The sequence below is a fragment of the Kitasatospora sp. NBC_00240 genome (genome assembly GCF_026342405.1).
GTDB lineage: Bacteria > Actinomycetota > Actinomycetes > Streptomycetales > Streptomycetaceae > Kitasatospora.
The window spans coordinates 1,055,262-1,066,855 of the sequence record NZ_JAPEMU010000001.1 but is presented as its reverse complement, the minus strand read 5'-3'; the positions used below and the strand labels follow the sequence as shown (position 1 = coordinate 1,066,855).

Below are 11,594 nucleotides of genomic sequence, written 5' to 3'. Positions count from 1 at the left end.
GGTGTCGGGCCGACGGTCCCACCGGGCGTCCGAGCGAAACACCAAGACGGCAACGGGCCTCCGGTACGGCATATTTGGAGCTTCCGCCAGTACGACGCCCCGGTCGTCGCGAGGGAGACTGCCCGGCAGGGGCGGCGGCCCGTTCCGAAGGCCGAACGCCGGGAACAGAGGGGGAACAGTACGATGAGTGGTCAGCTGTACGACGAGATCGGCGAGGCTTTCGAGGGCTTCAAGAACCTCCCGCTCGCGCGCTACGGGGAGGTTCCGGGCTTCCTCGCCCTCGTCGGCGACGTGAAGGGTCGGTCGATCCTCGACCTAGCCTCCGGAACCGGCTTCTACAGCCGGGAGTTCAAGCGCCGCGGCGCCTCCCACGTCCTCGGCGTCGACATCTCCTCCGTGATGGTCGACGCGGCCCGGGCCCAGGAGGACGTCGACCCGCTGGGTGTGCACTACGAGGTCGGCGACGTCGCCGAACTGCGGTCCTTCGAGCAGCGGTTCGACATCGCGGTCGCGGTGCAGCTGTTCAACTACGCCGAGGACGTCGCCACCATCGAGCGGATGTGTCGGTCCATCCACCGCAGCATCACGGAGGGGGCCGAGTTCTTCGCCTTCGTGCAGCACCCGGACTTCCGTTTCGACGGGCCGTCCCTCGCCAAGTACGGCTTCCTGTGCGAGTCGCTCGGCGAGGAGACCGAGATCGGTCCGCGCGTGCGGATCACCGCGCTCCTCGACCCGCCGATCTCCTTCGTCGCGAACCCGCCCAGCCGCGAGGTCTACGAGAAGTGCCTGCGGGCGGCCGGATTCAGCGAGGTCACCTGGGTGCCTCTGGAGGTCTCCGCCGCGGGCGTGCGCGAGTACGGCAAGGAGTTCTGGGACGACCTGGCCGCCAACCCCCCGTTGACGATGCTGCGCTGCCGCGCCTGACCCGGGAGGCCCGTCCCCGGCTCGGCGGGGGACGGGCCGCCGTCCGGCACCGGGCCTGCCACTCGGTGGACGGCGCGCACGGAAGTCGAGGGTTGCGAGGCCCGGGACGACCGGGCCGCCGGCTCAGTGCGCCTGGTCCGCGAGGGCCAGTTCGGCCCGGACCAGTTCGAGGAGCCGGCCCATCCAGTTCCGTCCCGAGCGGGTCTGCTCGCCCCAGTACGTGGAACCGGGGTCGTGGTAGCGGATGGTGGTGTCGCCGGTGGCCAGGAGGATCTCCGCCGCTCCAGGGTGCTGGGCGAACTTGGCGCGCAGCACGCGGGCCATCACCGCCGGGCGGGCCTGCGCGCCGCCCGGGCCGTCCAGGGCCTGGAAGGCCTCGGCGGCGCACGAGTGGCGTACTTCGTCGACGGTGACCGGCATCGGGTGGTCGTTGTGCAGTTCGGGGAGGGAGAATTCGTCCACCAGCACCGCGCGGTCGGCCGGCGGCCCGGTGCGTTCGGGCGGTGCGTTCAGCCGCTCGATGTCCGCCCGGATCTCGGCCATCAGGCGTTCCGGGGTGAGAAACGTGTGCGCCGAGGCGAACCGCCAGGTGGCGAGCCCGGCGGCGGAGCCGCGGGAGCCCTCGGCGATCCGGGCGGCCACCTGGCCGTACCCGACCCGCTCGGCGAACTCCTCCACGGTGGACAGGCCCCAGCAGTCGACCAGACCGTCGGCGTACACGGTCAGTTCGGTGAGGCTGTGGACACCACCGTGATGGGCGAAGACCGGCCGCCACAGGCCGGGAACGCGCTCGCCGTCCGAGTACCTGAAGGTGCGTCGCTCGCCTGACATGGCGGCCAGCCTAGGGGATAGGCACCCGCCCCGGATCGGCCACCCGACGGGGGAGGCGGCCGGGCGGCCCGTCCGGCGGTCGGAGGGTCCCGGGTCACGGTGTGCGGTCGGCGGTCCGGGCCGGTTCGGGTGCGGGGGGTGAGACGGCGGCGAGGTCGTCGAGCAGTCCGCTGAGCCAGACGCTGAGATCGGTGGCGGTGAGCAGCAGCGGGTCCGCGGGCGGGTGGGCGGCGAGGGTGCGTTCGCCGAGCAGGACTTCCTCGGTCTCGGCGAGGCGCAGCTCGGCCCGGTCGGGCCGCCTTCGCTGCCGCAATCCGTGACTCTGCCGCCGAAAGGCGCCCGCCACCCGGTCGGCGTCCCGCTCCAGCCGCTCGACCGTCCGGGGCCAGGGGGCCAGTGAGCCGGGCGGGCAGCGGGTGAGGAGCTGTTCGGCGCCCCTGGTCGTGTGCTGGCAGGCGAGCAGCGCGGCCTGCCAGTTCGGGCCGTCCATCACCGGGTCGTGCCGTTCCGCCTGGAACTGGGCGTAGGACGCCTCGGCGAAGGTCAGCGTGTGCTGCGCGCGCTGCAGGGCGCCCGTCCCGGCGGCGCGGCCCGCCACCACCGCCACGGTCTCCTGGAGGGCCAGCGCGCTGTCGGAGAGCAGATCGGAGATCGAGCGCCGTAGCTCGCTGCCCCCGCCGCGCGGCCAGGCGCAGAGGCCGGCCAGGGTGCCCACGGCGGCGCCGATCAGCACGTCGATCAGCCGGGTCTCGGCCAGGCGCCAGTCGGCCGGGGCCAGCTGAGTGAAGATCATCGCGACCACCACGGTGAAAAGCCCCTGGCCCCAGGCCACCCCCAGCAGCGGCCCGGCGGTGAAGGCGAGCAGCATGGCCACCGGAAGGACGGCCGCGTAGACGGCAGGCCGCTCACCGATGGCGAAGAGCAACGGCGCGGTGGCGAGCGCGCCGAGCAGCGTGCCGGTGAGGGCGGGCCGCAGCGTCATCCGGGTGTCGGCGGCGCAGGTACGCATCAGGGTGAGGGTGGCGAGCAGCGCCCAGAAGCCGTGGGACAGGTCGAGGGCGCCCGCGACCAGCCGCGCGACGGCCAGGGCCGAGGCGGTCCGCAACGCGTTCTGGAAGTACACCGACCGGGGGGTGAGGTGCCCGCGGAACCGGTGCCACCAGAGCTTCGGGGTGGACATGTGGGCGTACCAGAACGGGCTGCGCCAGCGGTCCTGCGGGTGCGGGTCCGGTGGTACGGGCGCGCGCCGGCTGATCCGGACGGCGAGCAGCAGGAACCGCGCGCCCTCGGCGGCGTCCAGGGCGATGCAGCCCAGCCGCAGCTTGGCCTCGGCGGCCTCGGGCGAGGACGGCCAGGGCTCCTGGGCCGGCTCGGCGCGGGCCGTCTCGAAGCCGGCGATCGCCTCCTCCACGCGGGCCGGGTCGGGCGCCGGAGCCCGGGCGCAGACGCCGGGTGCGGCCGCGCGCAGTGCCCGGGCCGTGGCCCGGAGCAGGACGGCGGTCTCCGGGGTCGGGGCGCCCACTCCGAGGGTCACCACCCGGGCCAGCTGGGTCCGGGTGTAGCGCAGCGCGGCGGCCGAGTGGGTGAGCGCCCGGTCCACCGCGCTCGCCGACGCGGGGCGTTCCAGTACGGGCACCCGGGAGGGGCGGAGGCTGTCGACGGCGACCCGGCTCGCCGCCAGCGGCCCGTCCGCGCCGGCAGTCCGGCGGGCGGCGTCGGCGTACGCGGCGTCGGCGGGGTCGACGGCGTCGCCGATGTCGGTGGCACCGGCACTCGCCCTGGGCGCCGTGCACGCGTCGGCCGCGGTGTCGGCCAGCCGCGCCACCACGTCCGCGGCGCGGGCGAGTCGGTCCTGGTACCGCACGGGTGTCCGTTCCGGCCAGAGCACCAGCTCGGCGCCGGCCAGCAGGACCACCCCGACGGTGACCCCGGCGAGCCGGGCCAGGAGCGCCTCGGGCTGGTAGGGCGGGAAGCACGGCAGGATGTAGAACAGCTGGAGCCCGTTGGCGAGTCCGACCAGCCGTGGCCCGCCGACCGACCCGTAGGCGACGGCGAACCCGACGACCAGCATGCCGAGCGCCGCCGACCAGGCGTGGACCGCCAGCAGGGTTCCGGTGGCGACCAGGGCGTACGCGGCGGGCAGCACCGCCAGCAGCGTCCGGGACCGTTCCCGGGGGCCGCCGCCGAGCTGGGAGAGGGCGCCGGTGGCCACGGCGCCGAACAGCGCGTAGGTGGCCGTCGTGGCGTTGTGCAGGCCGTACCGGCAGACGTAGAAGCTCGCGCAGGCCACCAGGGTGACCCGGAGTGCACGGTGCACGGCCACCAGGTGGGGATCCCGGCGGCGCAACCACCCGGGGGCGGCGGGAAAGCGGCCCATCGGCACCTCGCTCCCTCCTGCCGTCCCCGCTCGCCGGGCGTCGGGTGGTCGGTGATCGGTGGTCCGCCGTCCGTGCCGGGCCGTCCGTGGTCGGTCGTCGGCGGTCGACGGCGGTCGACGGCGGTCGACGGGACGTTCCGCCGGCAGCGCCCGGTGCCCTCGCCGAGGGCGCGGGCGGAGAGCGTTGCCGACCACTCCGGAACCGGATGCCGGCCGGTACCCGCGCGCCAGGTTCTGCACGGACGCCACGGGCCGGACCGGTGCTCGTCCGCTCGCGGCCCGGGGCCGGCCGCCACGGCGGCCGGCCCCGCTCACCACGGTACGGTGCGGCGCCGTCCCGGGCCTGCGCTGAGGAACCGGGACAGGCCTTCGCGCCGCGCGTACCGTCACCGGCCGGCTTGCGCCGCCCTGCTACGCGGGCCCGGTCCCTGCGGGGAGCAGCGGGCGGAGGGCGCCGAGTACGGCGCCGACGCAGACGTCCCGCAGTTGGGTGCGGGTGCACGTTTCGTTGCCGAGCCAGTCGACGACGAGGACCTGGACGAAGACCAGCCAGCTGCGCAGCACGGCGGAGACCGCCTCGCGGCTGTTGTCGTCGGCCAGGGGGAGGACGGCGAGGAGGCGGGCGCGGAGGGCGTCGAGCTCGCCGGTGATGATCGTCTGGACGACGGGGTCGCCGGCCAGGACGCGGTTGGCGGCGATCACGGCGTTGCGGTTGGCGATGAAGTAGTCGAGGTGGACGTCCATGCCCTGGACGAGCTGGTCCAGCAGTGAATCGGCCGGGTCGAGACGGGTCTCCGTGAGCAGCCGGTCCGCCGCTTCCTGGTAGACCGCGGCGAAGAGCGCCTGCTTGCTGGGGAAGTGGCGGTAGAGCAGCGCCCGGGAGACGCCGGCCTGCCGGGCGACGTCCTCCATCAGCACGTACTCGTAGGGCTGCTCGGCGAAGAGCCGCGCTCCGACGGAGAGGAGCTGGGCTCGTCGTTCGGCGGGGCTGAGGCGGCGGCGGGGCGGTGGCACCCGGTCAGCTTACTTGACACGCGTCTACTTCCAGGGCCTACCCTGCTCCCAGGGCTGGTAGACGTGTGTCTACTAGTGTGCCTTCGGCATGGACGACGGAAGACGGGGTGGTGGTGGGCCATGGCCAGAACTCTCCGAGTGCTCGTGCAGCTCATGGGATGGTCCTGCGTGGCGATCGGACTGTTCCATCTCGCGCTCGGCAACGCGGCGATCCCCGGCGCCGCGCACGCGGGGGTGACGATCGACAGCTGGGGACGCTTCATGGGCGCGGCCTTCGCCGGCTACGGGCTGGCCTGGCTCTGGGCGGCTCGGCAGCGGCCCGTCCCCGCCGCGGCGGTACGCCTGCTCGCCGGCGTGTTCCTGCTGGGCGGCCTCGGGCGCCTGCTCTCGCTGGCGCTGAACGGTTGGCCGCAGTGGTTCCAGATCGTGCTCGCGAGCCTCGAGCTGGGCCTGCCGCCGATCTACTTCTGGCTCGCGGACGCCGACGAGCGGGCTTTCGGGCGGGCGGATCCGGGGGCGGGCGCCGGCCAGGGGGCCGGGGCGGCCGGGGCGGCCGTCCGGACGGTGCGTTCGTAGTAGTCCAGGGGGCGGCTCCGGGGCGCTTCAAACAGGCCCCGGGGCCGTACCGGCAGGTGAGCGGTGCGGCCGCGCCGCTCACCCACCGGACCACCTGCGCACCCGAGCTCTGCCCACGGGGACCGCCCGCGGGGTCCGGCTACGTGGTCGGCGCCCGGGGTCGGCGCCCGCGGCCGGTTCCCCGGGCGAACGAACTCCGGCGCGCGCGTGTCTCAGCGGGCCGTCCACACCGGGCAGGTGGCGGTGTGCCGGTGCAGGACGACGACGGCGCCGCCCTGCAGGGTCTGGCGCCGGCTGCTGACGGAGCAGCAGACCCCGGCTCGAAGCGGCTCCGGGCCGGGGAGTGGGACGGTCGGGCGGACGGGCAGCGGGGGAGAGGGTTCGCGCGGCGCCGGGAGCGGGGCGCGGGCCACGGCGGCGCCGGTGGCGCGGTCGGCGCCGCTGCGCCGGCTGCTGTCCAGCGCCGGGGTGAGGGCACGATCACGGCTGCGGCGGCGGTTGCGTCGATGAGGCATGGCACCCAGCCTGCCCGCCTTCCGCGCCTTCATGTCCCGCGCGCCGGGAAGGCACGCCGTCCGCGCCAGCCGAACGGCCGCACCCGGGACCGGGGCGGTGGGTCCGTCGCGCGCCCGATGCCGGTCGGCGCCGGGCCGTGCTTGCCGGCGCGGTCCGTCCTTGCGGCACCGACAACTTTCCTATTCTTGACAAAAAATATTGTCGGGGTCATCCTGGAACAGTGCTGGACGTCGCTGTGATCGAAGAACCCGCCGCGGCCGAGGCGTCCCTGGACCCGATACGGTCCGGGATCCTCGCCGCCCTGGCCGAGCCCGGCTCGGCCACCATACTGGCCGCCCGCCTGGGCCTGCCCCGGCAGAAGGTCAACTACCACCTGAAGGAGCTGGAGCGGCACGGGCTGGTCGAGCTCGCCGAGGAACGGCGCAAGGGCAACGTCACCGAGCGGGTGTACCGCGCCACCGCCGCCTCCTACGTGATCTCCCCGATCGTGCTGGCCGCCGTCAGCCCGGACCCGTCCCGCTCCCCCGACCAGCTCTCGGCCCGCTGGCTGCTCGCCCTGGGTTCGCGGCTGGTGCAGGAGGTCGGGCAGCTGCTGACCGGCGCCGCGCGGGCCGGGCAGCGGGTCGCCTCCTTCGGCATCGACGCGGAGGTGCGGTTCGCCTCCGCCTCCGACCGGGCCGCCTTCGCCGAGGACTTGGCCCAGGCCGTGGCAGCCCTTGTCGGCCGCTACCACGACGAGTCCGCCCCGGCCGGCCGCAGCCACCGGCTGGTCGTCGGACTGCACCAGATTCCCGCCCCCACCGATCCCCGGGGGCCCGCCGCAGGCACCACCGGGAGCACACGGACGACACCGCAGCCCGAAGCGGGACAGGAGGACCAACGATGACGCACCCGTTCGAGATCGAGCTGGAGACGGCCCTGCCGGCGACCCCGGAACAGGTCTGGGAGGCGATCGCCACCGGGCCCGGGATCGACTCCTGGTTCATGGGCCGCAACGAGGTGGAGCCGCGCGAGGGCGGCAGCGCCGCGATGGAGACCGGCGGCCACCGGGAGAAGGCGCTGATCACCGCCTACGAACCGGGCAAGCGCTTCGCCAGCCGTACCTCCCCGGCCGAGGACGGCCGCTTCATGGCCTTCGAATACCTCATCGAAGGACGGGAAGGCGGCACCACCGTCCTGCGCGTCGTCCACAGGGGCATGCTCGGCGACGACTGGCAGGACGAGTACGACGCGCTGCGCCGCGGCTGGCCCTTCCACCTGCACACGCTGCAGCAGTACCTGGCCCACTTCGCGGGGCGGATCGCCGTCCCGGTCTTCGCCGCCGCGCCGACCGGCCGCAGGTCGGGGTCGGACGTCCGGCTGCTGCTCGCCGGCGGACTGTCCCTGCCACTCCCGGTGGCCGTCGGCGCGCGGGCGCAGGCCCGACCGGCGGGCCTGCCGGCGCTGGACGGCGAGGTGGTCTGGGCCGACGACGAGCGGTTCGAGATCCGCACCGCCGACGGCATCTACACCTTCCACCAGGGCCCCGGCATCGCCCTGATGTTCCACCACCTGTTCGCAGCGGACACCGACGGGGCCGAGGACGCCTGGCAGCGGTGGCTGACCGGACTCCTCGACTGACCGATCTCCCCGCCCGACCCCCGGGCGCCGCTGCCCGATGCGTCCCGCGACCGCATCCGCACCGGGCCGCACCCCGCCCCGCCCTCCCGGCGGAGGCCCGCAATCGTCAGCACGACACAAGAGAGCAAAGGACATACCCGATGCGCACCCTCATCAGCACCGCCTTCATCTCCCTCGACGGCGTCGTGGAGGCCCCCGGCGGCGAGCCCGGCTACCGCAACTCCGGATGGACCTTCAAGGACATCGAGTTCGTCCCCGACGCCTTCGAGATCAAGGAGCGCGAGCAGCGGGAGTCCGCCGCCGTCCTCCTCGGCCGCACCAGTTACGAGGCCTTCAGCCCCGTCTGGCCGGACATGGTGGAGTTCGCCCAGTACCGGACGATGCCCAAGTACGTCGTCTCCACCACCCTCACCGACGACAAGCTCGTCGCGAACTGGGGTGACACCACCATCCTGCGCTCCCTCGACGAGGTCGCCGCACTCAAGCAGACCGACGGCGGCCCGATCATCGTCCACGGCAGCGCCACCCTGAACCAGGGCCTCTCGGACGCGGGCCTGATCGACCGCTACCACCTGCTGGTCTTCCCGCTGCTGCTGGGTGCCGGCAAGCGGCTGTTCAGCGCCACGGACAAGGACACCCAGAAGCTGAAGCTCGTCGAGCACGAGGCCTACTCGAACGGCCTCCAGAAGCAGATCCTCGACGTCGTCCGCTGACCTGCCCCCGGCAGCGCCCCCGCAGTCGCACCCCGCAGCCGCACCCCGGCCACCGTGCCCGCCCCCGCCGTCCCGCGGGGGCGGGCACGGCCGCACCCGCTTGCACCGGAACTGCCCCGGTTCAGTCCGGCTTCCGCAACAGGCCTATGAGGAGAGCCGGTGGCCGAGCTGGTCGAGGAACTGCTACAGGCCGGCTGCAGCGAGGTCGCAGCCGTCGAACCACGAAGCCATGGTGTATGTCCAGACACGTCCGCTTGCGGCGTGTTCGAGGACCTGTCCCCGCCCAGCAGTAGACGGCCAGGAGTCGTAGCTGGTGCCACAGCGCCTACAGCAGAAGCGAATTGAATGTCTTGCCAGGGTGATCCATCCCGAGCCCCCAGCGGCGACCAGCAGCATTGAGAATCCTGAGAAGGATCTCGCGGTCCTCGGCACACGCCTGCAACATGAGTGCTGATCGCTCGATGACGATCAGGTAGTGGTCAGCGGGCGCCCACTTCATGTCGCCGAGGCAGTCCGAGAGGGCATTCCAGTTCCAGCCGAAGTAGACCGGAAACCGGAGGCGGGCACTCATCTGTTCGAAGAGCCCTTGCTCGTCGCCCATCTTGGCACCATCCAGCCAGGCTACGTAGCTGGTCCCTGAAGGCGGCAAGAGGAACGAAGAGTGCTGGGCGTCCTCCTCCAGGTGGTGCACCCAGGGGGCCTCGCCAGTCCAGTAGTGGTTCATTTCCCTCCGGTTCAAGCTGTCAAGCCTGCTTCGACACGATAGCTGTGCAGCGCCCGACGGGTTCGGCTGAACATGCGTGCTTTGCCGAACGGCTCCTTGGAGGCGATGGCGGAGAAATAGTCAAGACCTGTGGCCCGGCGATCGTCCGGGTTGCGGGGTGACAGCGTCCTCACGGTCGTTGTGTGGGCGGCGGTTGAAGGGTGGGCCAGCGGGTGAGCATGCTGTTGCGCATGGCTGCGGCCAGCTGTCCGAGACCTGGCAGGTCGCCGCCGTCGGCGGTCATCCGGCTGATGACTCCGAGACGATGGACGAGCCGCTGTCGGGCCGTCACCGTCCCCCAGCGCCAGTCCTGGTTCGGGATCCTGACCAGATGGTCAGTGGTGCCGCGCTGAGCCCGCTGGACCAGCGCATCACCGCGTAGCAGCCAGCCGGCACATGCGTCGGTGAGATCGTCCTGGACATCGGTGCTCGTCGCCCGGCGCCAGGCGGCGCGGTAGGCGGCCTCCGCCGCATCCAGCAGGGGCTGAGTCGGGGCAGTGACACACCAGCAGGTCGGGAAACCGATGCGCAGGTAGGCGAGTTCCACCAGCCCGTTGCCCAGCGCGGCCTGTTCGAAGTCGATGAACCTGACGCCGCTGCGGGTATGCATGTCGTTGCCGGGACAGGGGTCGCCGTGCAGCAGAGCATGGCCCGGCGCCTGGGCCAGGCGGTCCACGAGGCCGTCCAGCTCTGTCCGTACTCCGGAGGGCGCTGCAACGCCGAGCGTGTGGGCAAGTCCGAGGAAGGAGGCGGCGTCATCCCGGGTCGGGCCGGACCAGACGGGGAGAGTGCCTGCGTCGTCGGCGCTGGTAGCCGCATGGAGCCGGGCCAGCGCCGCGGCGTAGTCGACCACCCAGTCCTCGCGCGGCTGCTGATGCTCCAGGTACTCCAGGACCAGGACCCGCTCCTGCGGGTCGGTGCCGAGGAGCGTCGGCACGACGGGCGGATCGACCCGGGACGAGAGCTTCAGCGCGGCCACCTCGCGGGCGTACCTCTCGGTGGCCTCCGGGGCGTCGATCAGTTGCTTGACCACCACGGGTGTTCCGGACAGCTCGGCCCGCCATACCCGCGATCGCGGACTGCTGCCCAGCCGCCGAGCCCGACGGGGTGTGCCCAGTTCGGCCCGCAACGTGTCGCCGAACGGCAGTCGTGACCACATGGCCTCATCCTCGCATGCGCGCGAACGGCGTTCTGAGCGGGGCGGGTTGGAGGACGCACCCAGCACCCCAGCCCTCCCCCGCCGGACGCCCCGACTGTCACCCTTGCCGCACCGACCGACATCGGACCGGCCCGCCGGAAGACAACCTGAATCACCGGTATTGCATCTAGGCTGGCGCGGTGACTGATGAGCAGGAGCGGGTGCAGCCGTCGGGAGTGTGGGCCACGGCGGTGGGGGTGGCCAGGGTGCGGGCGCTGGAGAGCGAGCGGGAGAACGCGCTGTTCCACGACCCGCTGGCACAGGCCTTCGCCGCCGCCGGCGGGCTGTGGCCCTCCTCGCCGCCGCTGCCCGACGACGAGGCCGCGCGACGCCGCCGACTGGCCGTGTCGTTCTCCATCGTGATCAGGACGAAGTTCCTCGACGATCTGTTGCGGGAAGCCTCGGCGTCCGGGGTCCGGCAGGTCGTGCTGCTCGGCGCCGGGATGGACAGCCGGGCCTTCCGGATGGACTGGCCCGAGGGCACCCGGCTGTTCGAGGTCGACACCGCCGCGCCGTTGGACTTCAAGGATTCGGTGCTGCGCCAGGAGCGGGCCGTCGCGCGTTGCGAGCGGATCACCGTCGCGGTGGACCTGCGTGAGGACTGGCCGGGCGCGCTGGCCGCCGCAGGGCACGACCCTGCGGTGCCGACCGTGTGGATCGCCGAAGGGCTGCTGATCTATCTGCCCGAGGACGCCGTGGAACTGCTGCTGGCCCGGATCGGCGCACAGTCGGCGGCAGGCAGTCGGTTGGGGCTGACCTTGGGCTCGCGCGGCGTGATCGAGCGTTTCGCTGCGGATGCCGCGCCGGGATCGGCGGCGGCCATGTGGGTCTCGGAGATGCCCGACGACCCGGTGGGCTGGCTGGCCGGGCACGGCTGGGAGGCCGACAGCCACACCCTGCGGGAGCGCGCTGCCGCCTACGGTCGCCCGATCAGCAGCCCGCCGCAGCGCGAGGAGCGGCCCGGCGGACTGATCTCGGCGGTCCGCCGGTAGGGCGCTTTCCGGTTCCCTGGACGATCGACTCCAAGGGGGCCTGAAGAGTGGATCCAGGTTCATGCGCGGC

Annotated in this window: 12 protein-coding genes; 6 read left to right on the top strand and 6 right to left on the bottom strand. The window is 72.9% G+C overall.

Going from position 1 to position 11,594, the window contains the following annotated elements; genetic code table 11:
- Window positions 1-183 precede the first annotated feature (183 nt).
- A complete protein-coding gene (locus tag OG689_RS04530; protein ID WP_266317919.1) occupies window positions 184-924 on the top strand; it encodes a class I SAM-dependent methyltransferase in 741 nt (246 codons plus the stop codon).
- A gap of 123 nt (window positions 925-1,047) precedes the next feature.
- Here OG689_RS04530 and OG689_RS04525 read toward each other — a convergent pair whose 3' ends face one another.
- The 3 genes from OG689_RS04525 to OG689_RS04515 all read right to left on the bottom strand — a co-directional run bounded on the left by OG689_RS04525 (window position 1,048) and on the right by OG689_RS04515 (window position 5,146).
- Window positions 1,048-1,755 (bottom strand): NADAR family protein, encoded by a 708-nt coding sequence (locus OG689_RS04525; protein WP_266317917.1) that lies wholly within the window; start codon window positions 1,753-1,755, stop codon window positions 1,048-1,050.
- Window positions 1,756-1,849: 94 nt separating this feature from the next.
- Window positions 1,850-4,072 (bottom strand): FUSC family protein, encoded by a 2,223-nt coding sequence (locus OG689_RS04520; protein WP_266317915.1) that lies wholly within the window; start codon window positions 4,070-4,072, stop codon window positions 1,850-1,852.
- 471 nt (window positions 4,073-4,543) lie between these two features.
- A complete protein-coding gene (locus OG689_RS04515; protein ID WP_266317913.1) occupies window positions 4,544-5,146 on the bottom strand; it encodes a TetR/AcrR family transcriptional regulator in 603 nt (200 codons plus the stop codon).
- A 120-nt stretch (window positions 5,147-5,266) separates the two neighbouring features.
- On the opposite strand from OG689_RS04515, the gene OG689_RS04510 reads away from it, so the two are divergent.
- Complete coding sequence (locus tag OG689_RS04510) at window positions 5,267-5,722, top strand: DUF4345 domain-containing protein (protein WP_266317912.1); 456 nt, start codon at window positions 5,267-5,269, stop codon at window positions 5,720-5,722.
- Between the two features lie 212 nt (window positions 5,723-5,934).
- Here the strand turns inward: OG689_RS04510 and OG689_RS04505 are convergent, their stop codons facing one another.
- Window positions 5,935-6,237 carry a hypothetical protein gene (locus OG689_RS04505; protein ID WP_266317911.1) on the bottom strand — a complete coding sequence of 101 codons (303 nt, stop codon included), beginning with the start codon at window positions 6,235-6,237 and terminating at the stop codon, window positions 5,935-5,937.
- Window positions 6,238-6,458: 221 nt separating this feature from the next.
- Here OG689_RS04505 and OG689_RS04500 point away from each other — a divergent pair, with 221 nt between their 5' ends.
- The 3 genes from OG689_RS04500 to OG689_RS04490 all read left to right on the top strand — a co-directional run bounded on the left by OG689_RS04500 (window position 6,459) and on the right by OG689_RS04490 (window position 8,571).
- Window positions 6,459-7,124 carry a helix-turn-helix domain-containing protein gene (locus OG689_RS04500; protein ID WP_266317909.1) on the top strand — a complete coding sequence of 222 codons (666 nt, stop codon included), beginning with the start codon at window positions 6,459-6,461 and terminating at the stop codon, window positions 7,122-7,124.
- Window positions 7,121-7,858 (top strand): SRPBCC domain-containing protein, encoded by a 738-nt coding sequence (locus OG689_RS04495; protein WP_266317907.1) that lies wholly within the window; start codon window positions 7,121-7,123, stop codon window positions 7,856-7,858. Before OG689_RS04500 ends, OG689_RS04495 begins: the two co-directional genes overlap by 4 nt.
- A 140-nt stretch (window positions 7,859-7,998) precedes the next feature.
- Window positions 7,999-8,571 (top strand): dihydrofolate reductase family protein, encoded by a 573-nt coding sequence (locus tag OG689_RS04490; protein ID WP_266317906.1) that lies wholly within the window; start codon window positions 7,999-8,001, stop codon window positions 8,569-8,571.
- A gap of 325 nt (window positions 8,572-8,896) precedes the next feature.
- On the opposite strand, the gene OG689_RS04485 is transcribed toward OG689_RS04490, so the two are convergent.
- Complete coding sequence (locus tag OG689_RS04485; RefSeq protein ID WP_266317904.1) at window positions 8,897-9,295, bottom strand: barstar family protein; 399 nt, start codon at window positions 9,293-9,295, stop codon at window positions 8,897-8,899.
- Between the two features lie 169 nt (window positions 9,296-9,464).
- Window positions 9,465-10,493 carry an aminoglycoside phosphotransferase family protein gene (locus OG689_RS04480; protein ID WP_266317903.1) on the bottom strand — a complete coding sequence of 343 codons (1,029 nt, stop codon included), beginning with the start codon at window positions 10,491-10,493 and terminating at the stop codon, window positions 9,465-9,467.
- 179 nt (window positions 10,494-10,672) lie between these two features.
- Between OG689_RS04480 and OG689_RS04475 the strand changes: the two genes are divergently transcribed.
- Window positions 10,673-11,524 (top strand): class I SAM-dependent methyltransferase, encoded by an 852-nt coding sequence (locus tag OG689_RS04475; RefSeq protein WP_323189250.1) that lies wholly within the window; start codon window positions 10,673-10,675, stop codon window positions 11,522-11,524.
- The last annotated feature ends 70 nt before the right edge of the window (window positions 11,525-11,594 follow it).